The organism is Verrucomicrobium sp. GAS474, from assembly GCF_900105685.1.
In the GTDB taxonomy this organism is placed as follows: domain Bacteria; phylum Verrucomicrobiota; class Verrucomicrobiia; order Methylacidiphilales; family GAS474; genus GAS474.
This window is the reverse complement of record NZ_LT629781.1, coordinates 1,096,111-1,119,215: the sequence shown is the minus strand read 5'-3', so window position 1 is coordinate 1,119,215 and position 23,105 is coordinate 1,096,111. Positions and strand designations below refer to the sequence as shown.

The window sequence follows — 23,105 nt, the reverse complement described above, 5'->3', positions numbered from 1 at the left end:
GGTTTGGATAAATGAAAGATTTTCCTCACAATCCCGTTGGCTCGCCTTTCGAGCGCGGAAAGATTGATCGTCAACACGCTCAACGCTACATTGAGGGACAATGGACGTCCGATGCGATCAGGCATCCCGGAGTTCCGGTTCAAGTCGAACTCCCATGAATCCATCCCGTCGCCCTTCCTCCGCCCCGGCTTTCTTCATGGTCGAGATCATGATGTCCCTGGGCGTCCTCGCTTTCGCGATCCTGATGCTGATCGCACTCATCCCCCTCGGCTTGAGGACGAACAGCGATACGCGGCAGGAATCGACTTCGGTGAACATCATCGGGACGATGATCGCCGACTGGAAAGCCGTCGGCCTCACAACGAACCAGACCCCCGTTTTCAAGCTCCCCGCCCTTAGCCCGGGCAAGGTCGTGAGCGACGTCCTCTGGGTCGGGGCCGACGGAGCCATTGCCAACAAGGCCGACAGCCGCTACCGGGTCGCCTACCGCGTCACCCCGCCCTCGTCCTCCAGCTCGTTCGCCCCCTACTACGTGGCGGTGACGGTTTCCTGGCCTGCCCAGGCGGCGACACCGAACGGCAAAGTGGAGGCGACGGCGGCGCTCCCCTCGCGATGAAGGAACGGCGACCTCTCCGCACGGAGGCGACGGCCTCGTTCACCCTCCTCGAAGTATTGGTGGCCACCTCGGCGCTCGTCGTGATCATGCTCCTCGCCGTCCAGGTGATGACGGCGACCTCCCGGGCGACGCTCGGCGACAGCCGCCGCATCGACGCCCTCTCCCAGGCCCGGCAGGCACTCGATCTCTTCGGCCTCGACTGGAACGCCCGCCTGGCCCGGCCCGACGTCGCCGTGAACATCCTCAAGCAGCCCGGCAACGACGCCATCTCCTTCCTCAGCCAAGTCACGGCCCTCTCCAGCACCCGGCAGGTGACGGCGATCGGCTACCGGGTCAATCCGTCGGTGCCGGAGGCGCATGACGATTTCCGCCTGGAGCGCGCGGCATACGGATGCAATTGGACGGGGGACAACGCCGTCTCGTTTCCGCTGGCCACCGTTCCCGCCATCCCCGCCACCCGCTACCAGGCCCTGGCCCAAGGCGTCATCCGTTTCGAGATCTGCGTCCTCTCTCCGCCGGGATCGAGCAAGGCGGGCCTCCTCGCCAATCCCTCCCCGAATCCCGTCACCACCCTCACCAACCTGACGGCCGTCCTCGTCTCCGTCGCGGTGATCGACGACACCGCGCGGCGGCAGGCCACCTCCGCCCAGCTCCAGGCCCTCGTCAAAGCGCTCCCCGACCCCACCGACGGAGCCCCCGACCCCGGGGTGCTATGGGATTCGGCCCTGAATCGTTCCGGATTCGCCGAGGGTGCCGGAATCCCACTCTTCCTGGCGCAGTCGGTCCGGGTGGCGGAGCGGTATTTTTATGTCACTCTCGCCCAATAGACCTTGCAGGCCCCTCCGGCACCCGGGGCCCGCTCCCCGTTCCGGGGCGACGGAGGCTTGGCATCGATGCGGCCGCGCCGACCGGTCGATGGCGCTCGTCCTCGTCCTCTCCCTGCTGGCGCTCGTCTCGGTCCTCATCATGTCGTTTTTCGGCCAGGCGGCGGCGAATCGCCAGATTTCCTTCGCCAGCTCGGGACAGGAACGGGCCGATCTCCTGGCGGTCACCGCCTTGCAGACCATCCTCGGCGACCTTCGGGACGAGATCCGCGCCGGATCGACCGAAACCGCGGGGACGGCGGGAACGCCGGTCTATCTCCCGACGACCAACCTGAACATGCTCCCTCAGGCGGTGGTCGCGGCCGGCCTCACCAACCTGATCAAGGAAAGCCTCGGCGGAAGCAACCTCTGGTCGGGCGCGCGCTACCAGTTTGCCGGCCCGATCCGCTCCTACGTCGGAGACAGCTCCCTGAACCCCTCCGTCAACGGCCGCTACATTTCCCTCGCCCGCTGGCAGCGCCCCTCCCTGCTGACGTCCGCGGAAAACGCCCTCATGCGTGCGCCGGACTGGGTTCCCGTCACCCGCCAGGGACCGTTGACCAACGCGCCGGCCGTTCCCTTCGGCTCCCTCACCAACAGCACCGCGGGCAACTCCAGCTACGTCGTCGGGCGCTACGCCTACACCGTCTACGACATCGGCGGCCTCCTCGACGCCAACGTGGCGGGCTACGGCTCCCAAACCCCGCTCACCGCCTCCGACATCGCCCGCAAGGGATCCCTCGCCACGGTACCCCTCGTCGGGATCGGCAACCTGACGCAGGCCCAGGTCGATGCCCTCGTGAAGTGGCGCACCTCGGGCGTGGTCACCAATTACAGCTCCTACCTCATCCAGCTCGGGTCGACGAACGGCTTCATCACCCCGGCCCCCGGAAACCAGGCCTTCCTCAGCCGGCAAGACCTGATCCACTACGCCGTCGCCAACGGCATCACCAACGCGCTTCCCTTCCTCACCAGCTTCTCCCGCGAGAAAAACTCCCCGAGCTGGAAACCGGCCAAACCCACCGACAGCACGATCGACTACGCCTCCCTGGCGGAGACCTCCTCCGCGGCGAACCGGGACCTGGCCAACCTCCGCGCCACCGACGGCACCGCCCTCATCCAGAGCCGCTTCGACCTCGACCGCCTCGCCTGGCTCACCTTCAAGGGGCCGAGCGCCAATCTCCCCGTCGCCGATCCCCTCTACAACGCCACCGGCACCGACACGAACATCAAGAAATACTTCGGCCTCGTCTGGGACACCACCGCCTACAGCCCGACGACCGAGCACGGCGAACAATGGGTCTACACCTCGCCCGACGGCGCCGGCCTCACCCCCTCCATGATCCTGACCCTCCAGCAGGTCGCGACGAAGAAACGGCAGCCCGACTTCTTCGAGCTCCTCAAGGCGGGCATCCTCAGCGGCTCCCTCGGCCTCTGCTCCGACGGCGAAAAAAACGCCATCACCGTCGCCTGGGGGGCCGACAGCACCGCCCTCCACTTCCGGGTCGACACCGCCGTCCCCGCGCAACCCTACAACCAGGTGCCCGACTACCAGGTCTTCAACATCGCCGCCAACATCCTCGGCCAATACAGCTCCGACAACTATCCGAGCTTCATCCTCACTCCCGGGGGAAACGCCATCGGACAAAAGAGCCTCCCCTACAAATACGCCCACGGGAACGACGTCTACCGGCCTCCGGTGGGCACCACCCTCTTCGGAGGCAACCCCTATCGTGCCGACGGCTATTTCTGGCTCCGCTTCCTGATATGGAACCCCACCCGCAACGCCGCCCTCGCCCCTCCGGCGACCGGGCCGACCAGCTTCCGCGTCATCCCCGTACGGGGAAAATCCTACGGATGCTTCTGGGGCCTCGTCAATGCGCCCACGGCCCGGGACTTCTCGCAGGAAACAGCGACCCTCTCCTTCCCCTCCTCCACCGCCTTCATCGACCCCCAACCCCTCACGGGAAACAACACGACGGCGGCGAGCGACAACGTCTACGGCCCCGACATCGGCCGCCATACCGACGGAACGAGAGACATGTGCGGCATCTTCCTGGGAAAACATACCGCGCCGGACTCCCAGGTCCCCGAGAGCGCGCCCCTCATCACCGCCAACCCGAACCTCACGAACAGCATTCCCAACAACCCCCAGATCCCGATGAAACCCGGCCAGATGGCCGCCCCCTCCCCATTCGACATCCGCTACCAATACCTGGACTGGAAGAACCGCTGGCGCAGCTACCAGATCGACTACAACACCTTCATGGTGCGAGGCGTCGCCGCGTCCCTCCGCCCCTACACGAGCACCGCCACCCTGGGGCAGTTCGTCTACGCCTCACCCGATCCGCGAGACCGCCGCCTGGGGCCGACCGACAGCCATTCCGATAGCGATAACAGCGTCGACGCGACCAATTCCTTCCGCTACGACGCCTCCCACTACCGGTCGAGCAACATCTACCTCTATACCCCCTCAAGCCGGTTCCACAATATTAACGGGACCTATGCCCGCTACGCGGCCTATGCCGACAACCAGGTCAGTTTGCTCAGCGATTATTATTCCGACCCCGACGGCGTCATCCGCCCCGGCGACGCCGGGGGCCGCGGGCCGCTCCCCCTCGCCGTCAACGCCACGGCCGGCGCCTCCCGCCCCCTCATCCTCAACGCTCCCTTCCACAGCTCCGCCGACCTGGGATACACCTACCGAGACCTGCCGTGGAAGTCCCTCGACTTCTGCACCGCCCTCAGCGCCGACACCGGCCTCCTCGACCTCTTCGAGTTGCGCGGCGGCGGCACCAACTCCATCCCGATCGCCGCCGGGCGGGTGAACCTGAACTCGGCCCCGAAGACCGTCCTCCAGGCACTCTTGAAAGGCGCGGCGGTCGACTACGGCCCCGACCTCAAGACCGTCGGAACCACCCTCTCCTCTTCCGACGTCACCACCCTCGTCAACGCCCTCCGCCCCGTCGGAGGCCCGAATCCGGTCTTCCTCAACAAGGCCGACCTCGTCGGCTTCTTCTCCACGAACATGCCCCCCGCCTACACCATCAAAGCCCAGCGGGAAGCCGGGGTCCGCGCCATGAACGACGTCGTCTCCACCCGCACCTGGAACCTCCTCATCGACGTCGTCGCCCAGTCGGGCCGCTATCCCACCGGCGCTTCCGGCGTCGGCAAATTCCTCGTCGAGGGGGAAAAACATTACTGGCTCCAGGTGGCGATCGATCGCTTCACCGGAGAAATCGTCTCGCAGCAGGCGGAGGCCGTCTATGAAGACTAGGGCGAAATGGATCGGCTTCCTTCGCCTCAGCCTGGCCCTATGCCTCGGCCCGGCGGGAAGCGAGGCGCAGGAGTTCCAGGGAAAAACCGTGAGGGAAGGCGGAGACGCGCCCTCCATCCCCTTCACCGCCCCCGAGACGCTGGCGTACACCGTCCGCTTTTCCTACTCCCAACCCTTGGCCGCTCCCTCCACCCCCGAAGAAAAAGCGGCCTTCGACTTCATGCAGAGCCATGATCCGCGCATCAAGGAACTCCGGGTCGAAAAGAGCGGCGAACTCCGGCATGACAGCCGCATTTGGAACGAAGAGAAGTCATTCCGGGACGAGGTCTGGTACGTCGGTACGGAGCGTTTCCAAAACATGGGGGACGCCGTGGGCATCCGCGCCTCACCCGCATCCGGCGACGCGCGAAAGCCTTTCCCCGAAATCGCCTGGATCGGGAAATCGACCTTCTTCGGCACCATCGGAACAACCCCTGCCGAACGCGTCGACGTCTACCGCATGCAGTTCGACGGCGCGCCCTCCGGATTCGATCCGTTTCAATTCATGGGCGAAGAAGTCACCGTCTACATCGGCAACGCCAGCGGCCTCCCGCTCGGAATAAAGACCTCCCGATACACCGCCACCTACACCTACCACACAGCCCCCGCCAGCCTCGACCTGCCCGGCGAGTTCCGGCAAGCAGTGGCAACCTATCAGGATCGCGCCAAAAAAGCGGCCTTGCCGCCCTGATTGAGACGATCAACCCCTCCGGAGCTAAGAGGGGAGACGGTAAGTCGATCCATCCAACGTGAACGTCGATATAGTATCGACGTTCGTTTTGGGGACTGATTCAGAGGAATGGCAACATCACCTTCAAAAACATTGTTCCAACTGTTCCAAACTGTTCCAAACTGTTCCAAACTGTTCCAAACTGTTCCAAACTGTTCCAAAACCTAATAGGACCGTAGGGGTGATGCGCCGACGCCGAGGCGGCGACCATCTTCGGATTATTGCATATTCGCACTCGCCCGATGGGCGCCAAGCCGTTCCTTCTCTTCGTTTTTTCAGCCCTCGAATCGACCAGCGTTCTCAATCGCGGGATTCAAGCTGTTTCGTGGATAGATGCCGGCTTTACACCACTCACGGCGACCATGTCCGCTGCCGAAGACGCCAGTCCCGTGCTAGGACTCGAACCTAGCTGACCTCAGAGTAAATGGCCGATTTCGGTTTTTTGGTCACTTTTTTGGGCGAGGATCTAAGACTAAAGGCGTCAGAGGAATTTGCGTTCGGACAAAGTCCGGGTCAGTGCCGTGTGGCGTTCAAGGAGGGCGACATAGTCGAAAGCGTTCGAGGGGTGATGAACCTCACCCGCATTGACCTTGGCCAGCCGCTCCGATGCCATGGAAAGAGCCTCGCCGGTGACTAGGCTGGCCGCCTGGATGGCAGCACCCAAGGCAGCGCCTTCGGCGCTCTCCATCGTGACGACGGGAGTGCCGAAGACGTCGGCGCAGAGTTGACGCCAGACGGCGCTCTTACTTCCGCCTCCGGTCAAACGGATCTCCGACGGGGTGATCCCGAGAGCGCGAAGCCGAGCCAGCCCGTAGGCCATCCCGAGAGTCGCCCCCTCGATCATGGCGCGAGCGATCCGGGGAGGAGTCAGGTTAGTCGCCGTCATTCCGTGAAGGACGCCCGAGCCGGACGGAAGGTTCGGCGTCCGTTCCCCCTGGAGATAGGGAAGGAAGAGGAGACCATAGGCCCCCGGAGGAACCGAGGCCACGGCATTGGAAAATTCCTCGTGATCCCATTGGAAGAGGTTCCGGGCGGCTTCAGTGACACCCGTGACGTTCATCGTGCAAAGCAGCGGCAGCCAGCCGTCGGCACTGTCGCAGAAGGCGGCAATCTCACCGGTCGGATCGACGACAGGGGCATCCGCCCGGGCGTAAAGCGTCCCCGACGTGCCGAGGCTGGCCGTCACGCACCCGGCGCGAACGTTGCCGGTCCCCAGCGCGCCCATCATGTTGTCTCCGCCCCCGGAACTGACCCGAACGCCGGACTTCAAACCCCATTTCGAGGCAAGTTCCGGCCGCAGCTCCCCCACCCCAACAAGGGAGGAGGCGACGGGGGGAAGCGCCTCGATCAACGCGGGATCGATGAAGTCGACAACGGGGTAGGCCCAATCCCGACGGCGCACGTCGAAAAGAGCCGTTCCCGAAGCGTCGCCATATTCCATCAAGAGCTTCCCGGTCAGATGCCAATTGAGGTAGTCGTGCGGGAGAGCGACGTGGCGAAGGCGGAGGAAGTTCTCCGGCTCATGGCGCTTCAACCAGAGTATCTTCGGGGCAGTAAAGCCGGGGAGAACGTCGTTGCCAAGCAACTCGATGAGACCCGTCGTCCCGCCGAACTCGGCGCGGAAGAGGTCGCACTCTTCGGCGGTCGAGGTGTCGCACCAGAGCTTCGCGGGGCGGATGACCCGGAACTCCCGGTCGAGGGGAACGAGGCCGTGCTGCTGGCCCGAGACGCCGATCCCTGCGACCTCGCCCTTCCGGGCGCCCAACTTCGCGATCACCTCGGCGACCGTGGCGTCGAGCGCCTTCACCCAGTCGGCGGGATGCTGCTCCGCGTGGCCGTGGGGCAGGCCCGCGACAAGGTCGGTCGCCGCCGAGGCCGTCGCGAGGACGGTCCCGGTCTCCCCGTCGAGCGCGATGGTCTTCGTGCTCTGGGTGCCGCAGTCAATGCCGAGGAAGATCATGGAGCGGGATTCGAGATCTTAGTGGAGGTAGGTGTTGAGCAGGTTTTCGAGGTATTCCTGCTTGCCGCTCCTCGGCTTCGGCTCGCCGAGCTTGCCGAGCACGAGTTTCTCCAGTTCCGCAAAGCCGACCTTCTTCTTCTCGATCTCCTTGCCGTAGCCCGAATCGAACGAAGCATAACGATCGGCGACGAACTGCTCGAACTTCCCTTCCTTGAGGATCGTCCGGGCCGTCTTGAAAGCGAGGGCGTAGGCATCCATCCCGCCGATGTGGGCGATGAAGAGATCCTCCGCGTCGATCGACTCGCGGCGGAGCTTCGCGTCGAAGTTGAAGCCGCCCGAGCCGAGGCCGCCCGCCTTGAGGATCGAGACCATCGCGAGGGTCAGCTCCTTCACGTCGGTGTTGAACTGGTCCGTGTCCCAGCCGAGGAGGAGGTCCCCGGCGTTCGCGTCGATCGAGCCGAGGGCCTTCGCCGAGGCCGCAACCTCGATCTCGTGCTGGAAGCTGTGCCCGGCGAGGGTGGCGTGGTTCGTCTCGATATTGAACTTGAAGTGCTTCTCGAGGCCGTAGGTCCGGAGGAAGGCGATGCCGCTCGCCACGTCGAAGTCGTACTGGTGCTTCGTCGGCTCCTTCGGCTTCGGCTCGATGAGGAACTGGCCCTTGAAGCCGATTTCCTTCGCGTAGTCGACCGCCATGTGGAGGAAGGCGGCGAGGTGGTCCTGCTCGCGCTTCAGGTTCGTATTGAGGAGGGTCTGGTATCCCTCCCGTCCGCCCCAGAAGACGTAGTTCTCTCCGCCCAGCTCGACGGTGGCCTCCATCGCCTTCTTCACCTGCGCCGCGGCGTAGGCGAAGACGTGGGCGTCGGGGTTCGTCGAGGCGCCGCACATGTAGCGGGGGTTCGAGAAGAGGTTCGCAGTACCCCAGAGAAGCTTCACGCCCGTCGCCTTCTGGAGCTGCTTCGCGTGGGCGACGATCGCGGCCAGATTGCGGTTCGATTCGGCGAGGGTCTTCCCCTCGGGCGCGATGTCGCGGTCGTGGAAGGCCCAGAACGGCGCCCGGATCTTCGTGAAGAACTCGAAGGCAGCGTCCATCCGGACCTTCGCGACGGAGACGGGATCCCTTCCAGCCTCCCACGGGCGGACGATGGGGCCGGGACCAAAGGGATCGGCGCCCGTGCCCCGGAAGGCGTGCCAGTAGGCAATCGAGAAGCGCATGTGCTCCTCAAGAGTCTTCCCGTCGAAGCTTTCCTGGGGGTTGTAGTGGCGGAAAGCGAGCGGATTGCGGCTCTGCGGTCCTTCGTAGGCGGCGGCGGGAACGGAGAAGTAAGGCTTGCGATTTTTTTTCATAAGATCGATGGTTGATCAAGTAATGCCTAATCTATCCATCTTCCGCCCATAGAATTCTTTTCCATATTTATGGATTTTTTCGTCAAACATCTCGCCCCCTTCCCACGTCACTTCCCGACCGATCTTCAGGTTCTGAATATTGGCGATATTCGGGGGAAAGACCACTGGGTCGGGCGTACGTTCAGCACCTGCAACTTTTCCTTTATTCTCCAAGGCCATGGCGAATTCGAGCGGAAGGGAAAGACTTGGAAGGTCGAGGCGCCGTGCGTGATCACCCAATGGCCGGGCGAGAAACCGAACTACGGCCCCCTTCCCCTCGATGCCACCTGGGATGAGATCTACTTCCTCTACGACGCCCGAACCGTCCCGCAGCTTCGAAAGCGGGGTTTCTTCTCCGACCCCCGCCCCGTCTGGCCGATCACCAACCTCGAGGGTGTTCTGGCCACGCTTGAGGAACTCCGTTCCCTCATCCGTCTTCCCGACCCGGCAAGCGTCGTCGACCGGATCGATCGCATCTGCGAGCGGATGATCCTGGAGAGCTTGGCTCCTCCCCCGGGCCGGGGGGACGACGGAGACACCCAAGCCATTGTCCAAATCGAAGCTGCCTTGCGCGCCCATCCCGAGAAGGATTACGATTTCGACGCGTTGGCCCGGGCCAACGGCCTCTCCCCCTCAACCTTGCGTCGCCAGTGGAGCGCTCTTTACGCGCTTCCTCCGAACCAGCACCTCATCAAGCTCCGTCTGGCCAAGGCTCGGCGGCTTCTCGTCGAATCGGATGCGCGCATCGGGGAGATCGCTCAGCGGGTCGGCTTCGCCGACGTCCTCTATTTCTCTCGCCGCTTTCGTCTCATGACGGGTCTCTCCGCCTCCGATTACCGGAAGCGATATCGGCTACGGCCGCTTTAACGCTTCGTTAGGGGGCGGCGGAACATCTCCGACGAACTCTTTGCCGACGATTGCCCGATAGACGTTTCGAGCCAAGAGGCCCGCCCCTTCCTTGTTGGGATGCAGATGATCGGGGAAGAGTTCATCCCGGCCCTTCGTGACCGCGTGGTTATCGATTACCGTAAGGCCGGTTTCTTGCCCCACAGCGTCGATCATGGGAAGCACTTCCAGCAGCGTCTCCTCCGTATCGCCGTGGCTACCGGGACCCGAGATGTAGGGCGGGCGGCAAAGATAGATGCGCGGCTTCGTCTCCAATGTCTCAAAGCGGGCGATCAATGCCCGGTAATCAGCCACGAAGTCATCCCTGAATTTCCAGTTCTGAACTTTGGTGTCGTTCGTGCCAAGTTGGATCACGACGACGTCGGGATTGAAAGCAAGCGCCTGTTGAAGGTTGGCTGTGGCGGCATACGGGTAGTCACTCTTTCTGAGAAGGGACTTCCCCGGATTTCCAAAATTGCCGACTTCCCACTCCCGCCCAAGCATTCGCCCCAATTGCGCCGGATAGGCCATGGAACTATTCCCCGCGCCCACCCCAGCGGTAATGCTGTCGCCCACGCAAGCGATCCTTGTCCTTTTGGGTTCGTTTGAGGACGCCAACGTCGGGGTTCCTCCCGACTGCAACGAAAGCATCGCGCCTGCAAAGCGCTCTCCCATCTGGCGCTGCGCATCCACATTGAAATGGAGATGGTCGCCTTTGTGGGCCAGCCCCTGGGAATCGGCGAATCCCATCCGGGGAAGCTCCGAAGGAATCGTCTTCAACGCGGTGCGAACGGTTTCCACATCGCTCCCCTGGACGAACTCGCCGAGTTGCCCCACGACGATGGGCAGATCCGGCGAACCCAAGTCGGCCCGCAAGTCGTGGAACATCGTTTTCAGCCGGTTGTGGTGGTGCTCGCCGACTTGGAATTGTTGCTGTCCGATTCGCCCTGATGCCAAAGCACGCCCTTGAGGACGCCCCCTGATTGAATGGCTATCTTCGCCCTCTTCACCGCGTTTTCGTATAGATCGGCGCCTTTGACCCAGCGACTCAACGGCGTGCCGCCGAGCCGTCCACGAAATAGACATGCTGGTTCGTACTGGAGAGCTTGCTCAGATAGAGGCGTAAGTATTTTTGAAGCAACTCATGCTTCACTGCCGACCATACTTTGATTTCGGAGCGGAACGCTCGAACATCCATACGTCTTAATTAGAATTATTGTCCCCCGCGAAATCTCTGCTTATACTTCTGAATAAAAGATGCCAAGGGAATTTTTATGCCTTGGAAAGTCGAAGTGTCCGTTGCCTATCTCATTGAAAAGGTCAATCGATGGCTTAAAGCGCTTCAAACGAGCCTTTTAATTCTATCAATCTGAAAAAAATCTTTCAGATTTTTCAGATTTGAAGCACAGAATCAGCTCAACCCCTTGATTAAGAGGGAGCGGGTGAAGGGAATCGAACCCGGTTGCGGGTTTACTCAGGTCGCCTCCAGATTATCTGATCCTTGATATTGAAGAGTTCCTTCCGACGTAGGGATCCTGTGTCGTCTGGAATCCTCAAAAATCTTTCAGATTTTTCAGATTTTGCCTTCGCCAGCGGCAGAACGATAGCCCTGCCTAGCATTTTCAGACGATCAAGCGGGCTGCGGCCTGCCAGAGATCGCGGTCGAACTCTCCGTTCGCTTTCCGGAAGCGCTCTTTGTCGTGGTTCTCGAAGAAGTGGGCGTTCTTCATGTTGGCGGAGAGGTCGATTTTTTTACCGATTTCCTCCCGGAAGGTGCGCTGCGAGCGGGCGATCAAGGGATGCGAGCCGGTATTGAGGTAGATGAAGGTTTCGGCTCCCATGGGCTCGACTACATCGATCGTGGCTTGAAAGACCTGATCGGGATCGGCACCGGCGAGTGCGCCCTTGTCCTCCAGATCCTCGGGGCGGATGCCGAAGAGGACGGGCTTCCCGAGATGGGAGGCCAGCTTGCGGGCTTGCCCGTCGGGCAGGGCCAGACGGACGGGCGCGCGCCCCTCGGGCGCGGTTTCGCGGAAGAAGAGTTTTCCCGCGCCCTCCTCGATCGTCCCTTCGATGAAGTTCATCGGGGGGCTGCCGATGAATCCGGCGACGAAGGCGTTGCTGGGGTTATTGTAGATCTCGAGCGGCTCGGCGACCTGCTGGATGCGGCCGTCCTTCATGACGACGATGCGATCCCCCATCGTCATGGCCTCGACCTGGTCGTGGGTGACGTAGATCATCGTGCTGGCAAGGCGGGTGTGGAGCTTCGAGATCTCGGTCCGCATCTGGACGCGCATCTTGGCGTCGAGGTTGGAAAGGGGCTCGTCGAAAAGGAAGGCCCGGGGCTTCCGGACGATGGCCCGCCCCACCGCGACCCGCTGGCGCTGCCCGCCCGAGAGGGCCTTGGGCTTTCGCTCCAGCATCTCGTCGGAGAGGCCGAGGATCGAGGCGGCTTCCCCGACGCGCGCGTTGATCTCGGCCTTGGGGTAGCCGCGCAGTTCGAGACCGAAGGCCATGTTGCGGCGGACGGTCATGTGGGGGTAGAGGGCGTAGTTCTGGAAGACCATGGCGATGTCCCGGTCTTTCGGCGGGACGTCGTTGATTTTCCGGTCATCGATGTAAATCCCGCCCCGGGAGATTTCCTCCAGTCCCGCGACCATGCGGAGGGTGGTCGATTTGCCGCAACCGCTCGGGCCAACGAGGACGATGAATTCCCGGTCCTCGATGGTAAGGTTGACGTCGTCGACCGCGACGACTTCGCGGCCTTTCTCGCCGATATAGGTCTTGTAGACGCCTTCAAGGACTACTTTTGCCATGATATTTTTCGATGATCCCGAAAAGGGAAGACTGCGTTGATCGGACTGCCGCCCCTCAGCGGGCGGCCCAAACGAGGCCGCGGGTGAGGAGTTCCCGGACTTCGGGAACGAGGAAAAGCGAGGGTTCGTGTCCCACGGAAAAATAAAAGACGCGTCCCCGGCCAAACTTCCGCTTCCAGGCGACCGGCATGACGGTGCCGTTGACCCAGGGCGCGCCGACGGTTTGGAAGACCGTGGTGGCGACGACCTCGTTGCCGGGATCGACGTGCATGTAATATTGCTCGGAATGGAGCGTGAAGTCGGCCAGCCCTTCCGTGAGCGGATCGCCGTTCCGGACGAGGTTCACCACGTAGTCTTTGTGGTTGTCGGGGTGAGCGACGAACTGCCCGCCGACCATGAACTGATAGCCGGTCTGGCCGCGAAAGGCGTCGCCCATCCCTCCATGGAATCCGCCCAGGCCGACGCCGCTCCCGACCGCTTCGAGGAGGGCCTTTTCCTGCGGTTCCGCGAGCGTCCCCATCGTCCAATTTGGAACGATGAGATCGAAGGTTTTCAGCCGTTCGTCGTCGCCGAAGACGGCGAGGGCGGTCGCGTTCTCGACCTCGAAGCCGGACCGCCGCAGGAACCCTTCGACGACGAGGGAGGTCTCGGCGGGCTTGTGCCCGTCCCACCCGCCCGAAACGATCAACGCCTTCTTTCCGCTTTTTCCACTCATAAAGTTAGTGCAGCTGTCCCGCCTTGAGGCCGGCAGGCAGGGCCTGCGGCTGCCTGCAGGTCGACTTGAGGACGATCTTCTTTCCCAGCCGCGCCGAGGTGTGGAACGCCTCCATCGCCTCCACCACGTGGAGGCCCATCCCCCCGTCGGCGCGGTGGGGGCGTCCGCGATGGATCGCGTCGGCCATGTCGGCCAGCCCGATCCCCCGGCCGACCTCGCCGCTGTGGGTAAGCGGGATGCTCTCCCATTCGGTCCGTCCCTTGCGGAGCAGGAGGACCTCGCCGTCGAAGGTGTTGGGATCGGGGCATTGGAGCGTCCCTTCCGTCCCGTAGATTTCGAGGAGGGGCATGTGATGGCCATGGACGTCGAAGCTCATCGTGAGCGTCGCCGTCGCGCCCTTCGCGAATTCGACGATGCCGGTGAGGTGGGTCGGCACATCGACCTTGATCTTTTTTCCCGCGAGCGGCTGGCTGGTGATGACACGTTCCTTAAAGGTCTTTTTGGCCGACGACTGCACTTCCTTGACCGGCCCGAGCATGGTGACGAGCGCCGTCAGGTAGTAGGGACCCATGTCGAAGATCGGCCCTCCGCCGGCCTTGTAGTAAAATTCAGGGCTGGGATGCCAGAGCTCGTGTCCGGGGCTCAGCAGGTTGGCGGTGGCGGCGAAGGGGCGTCCGATGGCACCGTCGTCGATCAGCTTCCGGCAGGTCTGAATGCCGCCGCCCAGGACGGTATCGGGAGCGCATCCGAGGCGGAGCTTCCTCTTTCCGGCTTCGCGCACGATGCAGAGGCCTTCCTGGTACGTCAGGGAAAACGGTTTTTCACAATACGCGTGCTTGCCCGCTTTCAGGATCGCCAGGTTCACGGCAGCATGGGTGGCTGGAAGGGTCAGGTTCAGCACCAGATCGATCCCGGGATCGGCGAGGAGTTCCCCGGTCGTACACCCCCGCGCGATGCCGTGTTCCGCCGCCTTCGCGCGGGCCCGCGCCAGATCGAGGTCAGCGCAGGCGACGATCCGGATGAAGTCGGGAAACTGCCGCAGGTGCTGGAAGTAATTATTGGAGATGTTGCCGCAACCGATGATGCCGATGCGGAAGGGGAGGGAGAGGCGCTTGGGCATAATAAAGAGAGTGAATACGATTATTTATATTTTAGAATATTTCAAAAGCAGAAGGGAGCGTCTCCCTGTCGGATGGGCTGATTGCTTTTTTCGGTCGGCTTAGGGTTGGATCGGGATCAATACCGGTGCCAGCTTCCGGACCTGTGGTTCGGCGGGGAGCTTGTTCTCCACCCGCTCCAACAGAAGCCGGACCAGCTCCTCGCCCAATTCGTAATTCCGCTTGTCGATCGTGACGACGGGAGGCTCGGGGCAAAACTCGGGATGGACGCGGGCGATCTCGCCGTAGAAGTTGTCGTAACCCGCGACGGGGAAACCTTGCGCCACGCCGAGGGCGCGACAGGCGGCCTTGATCTCAAGCGCCTGGCTGTCGTTCGTCGCCACGATGGCGTCGACCGAGCGCTGGGGGACGAAGAACGGCGCGAGGCATCCGGCGAAGTATTGGGAGCGGACGCGGAAATCGGCCTGGACGTCGGGAAGACCGACCGGCGACATCTCGTCCCAGAACGTGGGGAGCGGCTCGACTCCAGCCTCGCGCATGGCGCGGATGTACCCGGCCTCGCGCTCTAGGATCCAGGGGAAGCGGAGGACGGGGAGGACGCAGAGGATGCGGCGGTGCCCTTGTTGCAGCAGCCACCGGGTGACTTCGTACTCGCCCTGCTCGTGGTCGGAAATCACTCGGTCGCACTCGGCGACGCCGTCGTAGCTGCCTCCGAGGACAAACGGGACCCCGGCCCGGCGGAAGGCCGCCACGAACTCGGGGAAAATCGAGACGTCGTAATGAAGCTCGGGCAGGACGACGCCGAGCGGTCTCTGGAGAAGGAATTGGTCGAGCTGTTCCCTGCCGAATTTGTGGGGATGGAGGACCATCGTGTGATAGCCCGCGGCCCGGACCGCGCCGATCGCGCCATGCCCGATGTACCGCAGGTAGCCGGGCTGGGGCGCGCCCGCGGCGATCTTCGGCGGCATCGTCACGGGCGTCTCCGGCGTCGCAACGACGGCGATGGTCCCCGAGAGAAAGGAAGGTGCCTGCCGGTTGACGATCACCCGCATCCGCTTGCCGCGGTTGTCGACCATCCCCTCCTCTTCCAGAACGCGGACGGCCCGCTGGATCGTCGCGAGACCGACTCCGAGTTCGGAGGCCAATTGCCGTTCGGAGGGAAGGAGGGTTCCTTCTTTCAGGGTACCGTTGCGGATCCACTCCTGGAGCATACGCAAAGCCCTGGCACGGGGCGCTTCACTCCAACGGGGTTGGGAAGAGGAATTCATTTAAGTTCTATTATGGATAAATAACACCAGAAGGCTCTTTTCGTCAATATTATTAACATAATGACCCAATTTTGGGTTATCCGATTTCATTCTGTGTTGCACATCAAACTCCTCTGAATAAGCGACCCTCTCTTTTCTTTTCTCCAAGACCTTGATTTAATTATTGCATTGACTACATGTTCAAAAAGTAATTATATATTGATGCAATTTTGAGTCAAATTCGATCAACTCGATTTTCTTTCACTTTCCGTTGAAAAAATTCTTTCTCCTTTACGGACTCGCCTTGGGGGTTCTTTTGATCGGATTGCATCTCACCGATCCAGCCCGCAACCCGGGCTCGGAGACCTGCTTGGTCTGGGCTACCGACGACAACCCCGCCCGCGTCGAGCAGATGACGCTCTTCCGCCAGTGGTATCGGGATCACTACCACGCGCTGATCGATATCCGCATCGACCCGTCGAACGCCCATCCCGAGAAAGTCATCGTCCAGTCGGTCGCGGGCACGGGGCCTGACCTCTTCGATTACGAGGGTCCGACGGGCCTGCAAGGTTCGGGGACGACCGGCCTCCAGGGGTTCGTCGAGAGCGGCGTGATCCTCGACGTGACGGAGGCCGCCGCGGTGGGGAACTTCGGACCCGCCCGTTTCTGGCCTGCGGCGCGTTCCTCGATCGAGTATCTGGGACGGCAATACGGCGTCCCGGACAACGTCTTCACCAACCTCGTCCTCGCCGACGCCGACCGCATGGAGGCGTTGAAGATCGCCCCGCCCGCGGCCGGATGGAAGTGGAACGACCTGGTCGCCCTCGGCCATCGCCTCGAGGAAAAGAAGGAGGGCCGGATCGTCCGCTACGGGCTCCTCCACATTTCGTGGATCGACCTGGTCTTCCAGAACGGCGGGGCGTTCTTCGACGCGGCGGGCACCCGGCCGGCGTTCGACACCCCCGAAACCGTCGAGGCGCTCCGCTTCTTCCGCGACCTCCAACGCAAGGAGCACCTCATGCCCTCGGCCGCCGAAGCCGCGAGCATGGCGACCGCCGGGGGGTTCGGCCTCGCGGAGCTGAACCAGTTCGTCGCGGGCAAAAGCGCCATGCTCGCCTTCGGACGCCACGGCTACATCGTCATCAACCAGGTCAACGCGGAGGTGAATCCCCCGCACCGCATCGTCCCCCTGCCGGTCCTCACGCAGCGGCGCGCCACGAGCTTCGCCACGAGCCGGGCGACGGGGATCAACCGCCGGAGCGCCCACGTGGCGGAGGCCCTCCGCTTCCTCGAGTTCCTGGCCAGCCGCGAGTTCAACGAGCAGGTGAACCGCTCCTCCGATTGCGTCGGCGCGGTCCCGGAATACCTCTCCCGTCCCGGTGCTCTCTCGGGCAACCGTCCTCCCATCGCGGGCTGCGACGATCCGATCTGGATCGACGCCCTCTCCCGGGCGACCCCGCTGCCGTGCAGCCGCTTCGTTCCGGGGGCCGTCCTCAACCGGATCATCAAGGAGGAAATCGACCGTTTCCAAAGCGATCTCCAGAGCCCCGAGGAGACCGCCCGCAACGTCGACCGCCGCCTCGCGGCCGCGATCGACGAAACCCTCGCGACCCATCCGTCCCTCCGCGCCCAATGGGAGCGGGAGACGCATGAAGAACGCGGTCCCACTCCCCCTGCGCCATGAAAAAGGACACTCTCCTCACCGCCCTTCCCTTCCTCCTGCCGAATCTCCTGGGGTTCTTCCTCTTCACCCTCGGCCCCGTCGCGGTCTCCCTCGGCATGGCCTTCACCGACTGGGACCTGACGCGCAACAACGCCCTCTCCGGCGTCCCGATCTCCTGGGTCGGCATCGACAACTTCAAGCGGCTCCTCTCGGGAGCGGAGGCGGTCCCGTTCTGGCATTACCTGGGGAACACGCTTTTCCTCATGCTCGGGCTCCCCGTCTCGATCGTCGGCAGCCTCGTGCTGGCGCTCTGCCTCGATCGCCATGCGCCGCTGCGGACGTTCTTCCGCACCGTCTACTACCTCCCCAGCATCACCGCGGGGGTGGCGCTCCTCCTGCTGTGGAAGGCCCTCCTCCGTCCGGAGGGAGGCCTCGTGAACCAGGTGCTCCACGCCGTCGGGCTGCCGGAACCGGCGTGGCTCGCCAGCGTCGTCTGGGCGAAGCCCGCTCTGATGCTGATCACGATCTGGGGAGCCATCGGCGGGAGCAACATGATCCTTTTCCTCGCCGGCCTTTCCCAGATCCCCGAGGAACTGCGGGAGGCCGCCGTCATCGACGGGGCCAACGGCTGGCAGCGGTTCCGCCACGTGACGTGGCCCCAGCTCGCCCCCGTCACCTTCTTCATCGTGATCCTCTCGATGATCGGCGGCCTGCAAGGGGGCTTCGAGCAGGCGCAGATCCTCACGCAGGGAGGCCCGGCGGGGAGCACCACGACGCTCAGCTATTTCATCTACCAAAAGGGATTCCAGGAATTCCAACTCGGCCTGGCCAGCGCGATCGCCTGGGTCCTCTTCCTCATCGTCTTCTCCTGCACCGCCCTCCAATGGAAATTCGGCAACCCCTCGCCTGACGCGTGAAAAAGCACTCCCTTCCACTCCGCTTCCTTCTCCTCCTCGCCCTCGCGGCGGTGGGGGTCACCATGCTCGCCCCCTTCGTCTGGCAGGTCGGCACCAGCCTTAAGCCGCTCTCCGAGCTCGACAACGGCTCCTTCTGGCCCCGCCACTGGCGTCCCGACAATTACCGGCAGGTCCTCGACCAGATTCCCTACGTCCGCTATTACCTCAACAGCCTCGTGGTCGCCGCCTCGGTCACCCTGCTCCAGGTCCTCACCAGCGCCACGGCGGGCTACGCCTTCTCCCGCCTCCATTGGCGGGGCCGCGACAAGGTCTTCCTCGCCTACCTCGCCACGATGATGGTCCCCGGGGTGGTGACCCTCATTCCGAACTTCGCGCTGATGTGGAAGCTCCACCTCTACGACACCTACGCGGGCCTCATCCTTCCCAGCGCGTTCGGCGCGTTCGGAACCTTCCTGATCCGCCAGTTCATGCTCGGCATCCCCGCGAGCCTCAACGAATCGGCGCGGATCGACGGCGCGACCGAATGGCAGACGTTCTGGGAGATCATCTTTCCGCTCGCCCGGCCAGCCCTGGCGACCCTCGCGATCTTCACCTTCATGGGGAACTACAGCTCATTCCTCTGGCCGCTGATCATGGTGAAGGGCGAAGGCCTCCGCACGCTGCCGCTCGGCCTGATGTTCTTCGACAGTAGCCACGGAGTGCAGACCAATCTGCTGATGGCCGCCTCGGCCATGGCCATCGTCCCCCTCGTCATCGTCTTCCTCCTTTTCCAACGCCAGATCATCGCCGGCCTCCAGTCGGGCGCGGTGAAAGGCTAACCCCTACCCTCTTATGAAACCGATCCGCCTCCTTGTTTCCGTCGCCCTCGTCCTCGTTTCCGCCGCACGCCTCGCCGGAGCGGAGGAGAGCCATCTTCAGGACGGCCGCTTCCTCACCGGGCCGGTCCTCTGGCGGATCGGGACCGAGGATGGTTCCGCCGCCGAGTTCACCGGGAAAACGGTCCCCACCGAGTTCACCATTCCCGGCGACTGGAGCACCCGGACGGTCTGGCCCGAGTGGAAGGGCTCCGCCGACAGGAATTCCAACTGGACCTCCGACATTTCCTACAGCCTCGACAAGGTTCCGGCAGGCGGGGCCGTCTTCGCCTTCAAGCCGTACAAGGCGAGCCCCTTCGTCCCCGAACTGGCGATCTTCTCCAACGGCCTCCCCTGCGGCATCATCCAGATCGGCGGGGCGACCTATCCGGGCATCGGCGCGAAAGGCCCCAACGACCGGCGCTTCGCCCGCGAGCACCAGATCTACATTCCCCGGGAATTCCTCGTCGAAGGGAAGAACACCCTCACCGTCCAGCGCCTCGGCCATCCCTACCAGCGGGGCTTCTACCTCTGGCTCGATTTCTCCATCGACTACATGCGGCTCAACGCCCTCGACAAGATCCCCGACGAGCCGGTCCACAGCAATTTCGTCAAAATCGGCTACTCCGAAGGGCAATTTCCCGTGAATCCCAAGACCATCGCCACCGCGCAGGCCGGGCATGAATGGATGGGCGTCGCCTACTCGAACAATCCCGAGCGGGGACCCTTCTTCAACGAGCTCGTCGGCATCCAGAAACCAGCCGACCGGCTGGCCTACATGCAGAAGCTCAAGGAGCTGAACATGGAGGTCATCATGATGGGCTGGGGCTGCGGACGGACGACGAATGCCCAGATCGTCGACGGCAAGCTCCCCGAGGATGCGACCACCTACATCACGAACCTCTTCCGCGACTACGGCACCTACATGCGCTACTACGAGATCTGCAACGAGCCGTGCATGAGGATCGGCAAGACCTCTTACGACTACTGCGTGGCCGTCGCCAACCTGGTCAATAAAATCAAGCCCGACACTGTGATCCTCAATCCTCCGAGCTACACCTTCGGCGGCGGCTACGGCGACCCCGTCAATTGGGACAACGCCGAGGGCCGCGACCGCCGCCGCGCGCTCGACGCCCTCTGCTCCACGCTCAACGGCCATTCCTTCGCCCAATCCTACATGAACGCCAACGGCGGCGGCTCCTTTATCGAGACCGTCGACACCTACGGCAAGTGGACCGACAACGTCGCCGAGCTTCCCAACGGGTTCCCGAAGCCCTTCGTCACGACCGAAATGGGATCGGCCACCTGCCACTGGGACCTCAACGAGATCCCGACCAACCGCTACGCCTCGATCGAGGACCGCAACATCCGCGCCCACATCGGCTTCGCCGACGTCTTCCTGGTCGCCGATCTCTGGAACAACGGCGTGATGTACAACTACCTCAAGGGCACCCCCGACGATCTCTCCACCTGGCAGGCCGCCCCCTGCTCCGACGGCAAGGACGACCGGGGCGGCGTCGACACCGAAAACCGGGTGAAGGTCCTGCGGCGGTTCACCCTCGCCTACGCCACCCACGGGCGGCCCCTCCCCTACACCTATTCCAATCCCGAGGCGGTGAAGAACGAGCTCGTCTACTTCCGCGCCGTCGACACCTCCGCCCTTCCTCCGATCCCGGGCAGCGGCGCAACCTCGAAGAAGCTGCTGCTGAACTTCGTCAACTTCAACGAGCAGAAGTCCTACACCGTCGCCGTCAGGGTGACGATGCCCAAGGCCGGTTCCTACGCGGGGGTCCGCTACGGGTCGGAAACCAGCTACACGGCGGCCCGCACCGAGGTGACGCTCGACGCCAAGCCCGAGCTCGACCTCTCCGTCGACCTCGGCCCCGGCGAATCGGTCCAATACATCCTCGAACCGGTGGGAGCCTGACGCAGGCCCTCGTCCTTCTTCCATGAAGCCGATCCGCATTCTCGCCTCCGCCCTCGCCCTCTGCGCGGGGCTGGGGGCGCCCTCCTCCCTGCACGCGGAGGAAGGCCGCCTCCTATGGCGTCTGGGGGCGGAGGACGGCTCTTCCGCCGAATTCACCGGCACCTCGATCCCTTCCGCCTTCGCCATCCCCGAAAACTGGGCGACGCGCACCTCCTGGCCGGAGTGGGCCGCCGCCTCGGACAAACGCTCCGACTGGACCTGCGACCTCTCCTACACCCTTGATGCCGTCCCAAAGGGCGGAGCGCTCTTCGCCTTCAAGCCCGTCACCGCGAGCCCTTACGTCCCCGAATTGGCCGTCTTCTCCAACGGCTTCCCCTGCGGCATCATCCAGGTGGGAGGCGCCTCCTATCCCGGCATCGGCGTCAAGGCGCAGGAGCCGAAAGACCGGCGCTTCGCCCGCGAGCACCGGATCTACATCCCCCGGGAATTCCTCGTCGAAGGGAAGAACACCCTCCGCGTCCAGCGCCTCGGCCATCCCTACAACCGGAATCTCTTCCTCTTCATCGACTTCACGATCGATTACCTCCGCCTCTCCGCCCTCGACAAGATTCCCGACGAACCCCTCCACGGGAATCTGATCCACCTCGGCTATTCCGAAGGCCAGTTCGACATCAATCCCCAGACCATCGCCACCGCCCAGCCGGGACACGAGTGGATGGGGGTCGCCTACTCAAACAATCCCGAACGCGCGACCTTCTGGGACGCCGTCCGGAGCCGCCAGTCCCCCGCCGACCAGTCCTCCTACCTCCAAAAGCTCAAGGAGCTGAACATGGCCGTGATTCTCAACGGCTGGGGCTGCGACCGCACCACCGACGCGCAGATCGTCGACGGCCAGCTGCCCGAAAACGCGAAGACCTACCTCAGCAACCTGCTCCGGACCTACGGATCGATGGTCCAATATTACGAAATCTGCAACGAGCCGACGCAGAACATCACCAAGGCCTCCTACCAATACTGTCTGGCCGTGGCCCGCTACGTCCTGGCGAACAAGCCGGCGACGCTCGTCCTCATCCCTCCCGGCTACAGCTTCGGTGGCGGCTGGGGCGATCCGAAGAACTGGGACGGCACCGCCGAGGGGCGGGAGAACCGGCGCGCGCTCGATGCCCTCTGCGGGGCCTACAACGGCCACTCCTTCGGCCAGTCCTACCTGAACTCGGCCCGGGGAGGCTCGCTCATCGAGAATATCGACACCCACGGGACGCTCCGGGACGGCGTGGCCGAGGTTCCGAACGGATTCGACAAACCGTTCATCACCACCGAAATGGGCGCGGCCACCTCCCTTTGGGATTTGCAGGAAATCGGGACGAACCGCTACGCCTCGAGCCTCGACCGGAACCTGCGCGCCCACATCGCCTTCGCCGACCTCTTCTGCGCCGCCGACCTCTGGAGGAACGGCGTGGCGTACAACTACCTGACCGGAACGCCGGACGACCCCGCCACGTGGCAGGCCGCCCCCTGCTCCGACGGGAAGGACCCGCGCGGCGGCCCCGACTCCGAGACCCGGGTGAAGGTGCTGCGCCGCCTCGCCCTCGCCTACTCGACCCACGGGCGGCCCCTTCCCTACGTCTACGCCGATCCCGAGGCCGCGCGGAACCAGCTGGTCTACTTCCGGGCGGTCGACACCTCGGCGCTCGCCCCGCTCCCGGGAAGCGGAGCGACGTCCCGGAAGATCCTGCTCAGCTTCGTGAACTTCGACGAGCAGAAGCCGCACGACCTCGCCGTCCGCGTCACACTCCCCTTCGCGGGAAAATGCACGGCGGTGCGCTACGGGCCAGAACCTTCCTACACCGCCGCGCGGAGCGAGGTGTCGCTCGACCCCAAGCCCGAGCTCGAACTAAGCGTGAAGCTCGGACCAGGCGAGGCGGCTGAGTACATCGTCGAGCCCCCCGCATAAAGCCGCTTCGGTTCCGCCAGCACGAGGACGCGTGATTCCTCCCAAGCGGACAAGGGAACTAGCGGAGTACAGCCCTCCGAAGGAGCATCGCCTTTAGATAGCGATAACTGTTCCCCCTACCGTACTCTTACGGGGAGGTTC

At 63.4% G+C, this 23,105-nt stretch carries 18 protein-coding genes and 1 pseudogene; 10 read left to right on the top strand and 9 right to left on the bottom strand.

From position 1 onward, the window contains the following. Nucleotides 1–154 precede the first annotated feature (154 nt). The 4 genes from BLU04_RS04645 (at nt 155) to BLU04_RS04630 (ending at nt 5,486) form a co-directional block, all read left to right on the top strand. On the top strand, nt 155–616 hold the full coding sequence (locus tag BLU04_RS04645) for a hypothetical protein (RefSeq protein ID WP_157895124.1): 462 nt from the start codon (nt 155–157) through the stop codon (nt 614–616). Further along, complete coding sequence (locus tag BLU04_RS04640; protein ID WP_093282813.1) at nt 613–1,443, top strand: hypothetical protein; 831 nt, start codon at nt 613–615, stop codon at nt 1,441–1,443. Before BLU04_RS04645 ends, BLU04_RS04640 begins: the two co-directional genes overlap by 4 nt. Nucleotides 1,444–1,531: 88 nt before the next feature. Continuing rightward, nucleotides 1,532–4,756, top strand: a complete 3,225-nt coding sequence (locus BLU04_RS04635; RefSeq protein WP_093282811.1) for a hypothetical protein — start codon at nt 1,532–1,534, stop codon at nt 4,754–4,756. After that, nucleotides 4,746–5,486, top strand: a complete 741-nt coding sequence (locus BLU04_RS04630; RefSeq protein ID WP_093282809.1) for a hypothetical protein — start codon at nt 4,746–4,748, stop codon at nt 5,484–5,486. The genes BLU04_RS04635 and BLU04_RS04630 overlap by 11 nt, the downstream gene beginning before the upstream one ends. Before the next feature lie 520 nt (nt 5,487–6,006). On the opposite strand, the gene xylB is transcribed toward BLU04_RS04630, so the two are convergent. From xylB to BLU04_RS16305, 3 genes are read right to left on the bottom strand one after another with little or no spacing between them, the layout of a single operon-like run. Next, a complete protein-coding gene (gene xylB, locus BLU04_RS04625) occupies nt 6,007–7,485 on the bottom strand; it encodes a xylulokinase (RefSeq protein WP_093282806.1) in 1,479 nt (492 codons plus the stop codon). An 18-nt stretch (nt 7,486–7,503) separates the two neighbouring features. Then, nucleotides 7,504–8,829, bottom strand: a complete 1,326-nt coding sequence (xylA, locus tag BLU04_RS04620; protein ID WP_093282804.1) for a xylose isomerase — start codon at nt 8,827–8,829, stop codon at nt 7,504–7,506. A 15-nt stretch (nt 8,830–8,844) separates the two neighbouring features. Then, nucleotides 8,845–9,048: a hypothetical protein gene (locus tag BLU04_RS16305; RefSeq protein ID WP_157895123.1), complete on the bottom strand. Its 204-nt coding sequence runs from the start codon at nt 9,046–9,048 to the stop codon at nt 8,845–8,847. Between the two features lie 48 nt (nt 9,049–9,096). Here BLU04_RS16305 and BLU04_RS04615 point away from each other — a divergent pair, with 48 nt between their 5' ends. After that, a complete protein-coding gene (locus BLU04_RS04615; RefSeq protein ID WP_157895122.1) occupies nt 9,097–9,735 on the top strand; it encodes an AraC family transcriptional regulator in 639 nt (212 codons plus the stop codon). On the opposite strand, the gene BLU04_RS16910 is transcribed toward BLU04_RS04615, so the two are convergent. From BLU04_RS16910 to BLU04_RS04585, 6 genes and pseudogenes are all read right to left on the bottom strand, one after another. After that, on the bottom strand, nt 9,721–10,404 hold the full coding sequence (locus BLU04_RS16910) for a GDSL-type esterase/lipase family protein (protein ID WP_255360067.1): 684 nt from the start codon (nt 10,402–10,404) through the stop codon (nt 9,721–9,723). The genes BLU04_RS04615 and BLU04_RS16910 overlap by 15 nt on opposite strands. 54 nt (nt 10,405–10,458) lie before the next feature. Next, nucleotides 10,459–10,763: pseudogene (locus BLU04_RS16905) on the bottom strand (sialate O-acetylesterase); the annotation flags it as partial. 612 nt (nt 10,764–11,375) lie between these two features. Continuing rightward, the gene (gene ugpC, locus BLU04_RS04600; protein ID WP_093282793.1) at nt 11,376–12,569 is read right to left on the bottom strand and encodes a sn-glycerol-3-phosphate ABC transporter ATP-binding protein UgpC; all 1,194 of its coding nucleotides are present in this window, start codon (nt 12,567–12,569) and stop codon (nt 11,376–11,378) included. A 55-nt stretch (nt 12,570–12,624) separates the two neighbouring features. Further along, nucleotides 12,625–13,284 (bottom strand): ThuA domain-containing protein, encoded by a 660-nt coding sequence (locus BLU04_RS04595; RefSeq protein ID WP_093282791.1) that lies wholly within the window; start codon nt 13,282–13,284, stop codon nt 12,625–12,627. A gap of 4 nt (nt 13,285–13,288) precedes the next feature. Continuing rightward, entirely contained in the window at nt 13,289–14,404 is a 1,116-nt protein-coding gene (locus tag BLU04_RS04590) for a Gfo/Idh/MocA family oxidoreductase (RefSeq protein ID WP_093282788.1), read from the bottom strand. A gap of 99 nt (nt 14,405–14,503) precedes the next feature. Beyond that, nucleotides 14,504–15,613, bottom strand: a complete 1,110-nt coding sequence (locus tag BLU04_RS04585) for a GntR family transcriptional regulator (RefSeq protein WP_162274631.1) — start codon at nt 15,611–15,613, stop codon at nt 14,504–14,506. A gap of 406 nt (nt 15,614–16,019) precedes the next feature. Between BLU04_RS04585 and BLU04_RS04580 the strand changes: the two genes are divergently transcribed. The 5 genes from BLU04_RS04580 to BLU04_RS04560 are packed head-to-tail and all read left to right on the top strand — an operon-like array spanning nt 16,020 to nt 22,964. After that, a complete protein-coding gene (locus BLU04_RS04580; RefSeq protein WP_157895120.1) occupies nt 16,020–17,333 on the top strand; it encodes an extracellular solute-binding protein in 1,314 nt (437 codons plus the stop codon). Next, entirely contained in the window at nt 17,330–18,229 is a 900-nt protein-coding gene (locus tag BLU04_RS04575; RefSeq protein WP_093282782.1) for a sugar ABC transporter permease, read from the top strand. The genes BLU04_RS04580 and BLU04_RS04575 overlap by 4 nt, the downstream gene beginning before the upstream one ends. After that, nucleotides 18,226–19,047, top strand: coding sequence for a carbohydrate ABC transporter permease (locus BLU04_RS04570; protein WP_093282780.1), 822 nt, complete (start codon nt 18,226–18,228; stop codon nt 19,045–19,047). The genes BLU04_RS04575 and BLU04_RS04570 overlap by 4 nt, the downstream gene beginning before the upstream one ends. Nucleotides 19,048–19,060: 13 nt before the next feature. Continuing rightward, entirely contained in the window at nt 19,061–21,010 is a 1,950-nt protein-coding gene (locus BLU04_RS04565; RefSeq protein ID WP_093282777.1) for a hypothetical protein, read from the top strand. A gap of 22 nt (nt 21,011–21,032) precedes the next feature. Then, on the top strand, nt 21,033–22,964 hold the full coding sequence (locus tag BLU04_RS04560; RefSeq protein ID WP_093282775.1) for a hypothetical protein: 1,932 nt from the start codon (nt 21,033–21,035) through the stop codon (nt 22,962–22,964). Nucleotides 22,965–23,105: the final 141 nt, after the last annotated feature.

Bases quoted from the DNA above. Each gene is read 5' to 3' on its own strand.
- BLU04_RS04645 (WP_157895124.1), top strand. From the start codon at position 155: ATGAATCCATCCCGTCGCCCTTCCTCCGCCCCGGCTTTCTTCATGGTC.
- BLU04_RS04640 (WP_093282813.1), top strand. From the start codon at position 613: ATGAAGGAACGGCGACCTCTCCGCACGGAGGCGACGGCCTCGTTCACC.
- BLU04_RS04635 (WP_093282811.1), top strand. From the start codon at position 1,532: ATGGCGCTCGTCCTCGTCCTCTCCCTGCTGGCGCTCGTCTCGGTCCTC.
- BLU04_RS04630 (WP_093282809.1), top strand. From the start codon at position 4,746: ATGAAGACTAGGGCGAAATGGATCGGCTTCCTTCGCCTCAGCCTGGCC.
- xylB (WP_093282806.1), bottom strand. From the start codon at position 7,485: ATGATCTTCCTCGGCATTGACTGCGGCACCCAGAGCACGAAGACCATC.
- xylA (WP_093282804.1), bottom strand. From the start codon at position 8,829: ATGAAAAAAAATCGCAAGCCTTACTTCTCCGTTCCCGCCGCCGCCTAC.
- BLU04_RS16305 (WP_157895123.1), bottom strand. From the start codon at position 9,048: ATGGCCTTGGAGAATAAAGGAAAAGTTGCAGGTGCTGAACGTACGCCC.
- BLU04_RS16910 (WP_255360067.1), bottom strand. From the start codon at position 10,404: ATGCTTTCGTTGCAGTCGGGAGGAACCCCGACGTTGGCGTCCTCAAAC.
- ugpC (WP_093282793.1), bottom strand. From the start codon at position 12,569: ATGGCAAAAGTAGTCCTTGAAGGCGTCTACAAGACCTATATCGGCGAG.
- BLU04_RS04595 (WP_093282791.1), bottom strand. From the start codon at position 13,284: ATGAGTGGAAAAAGCGGAAAGAAGGCGTTGATCGTTTCGGGCGGGTGG.
- BLU04_RS04590 (WP_093282788.1), bottom strand. From the start codon at position 14,404: ATGCCCAAGCGCCTCTCCCTCCCCTTCCGCATCGGCATCATCGGTTGC.
- BLU04_RS04585 (WP_162274631.1), bottom strand. From the start codon at position 15,613: ATGCTCCAGGAGTGGATCCGCAACGGTACCCTGAAAGAAGGAACCCTC.
- BLU04_RS04575 (WP_093282782.1), top strand. From the start codon at position 17,330: ATGAAAAAGGACACTCTCCTCACCGCCCTTCCCTTCCTCCTGCCGAAT.
- BLU04_RS04565 (WP_093282777.1), top strand. From the start codon at position 19,061: ATGAAACCGATCCGCCTCCTTGTTTCCGTCGCCCTCGTCCTCGTTTCC.
- BLU04_RS04560 (WP_093282775.1), top strand. From the start codon at position 21,033: ATGAAGCCGATCCGCATTCTCGCCTCCGCCCTCGCCCTCTGCGCGGGG.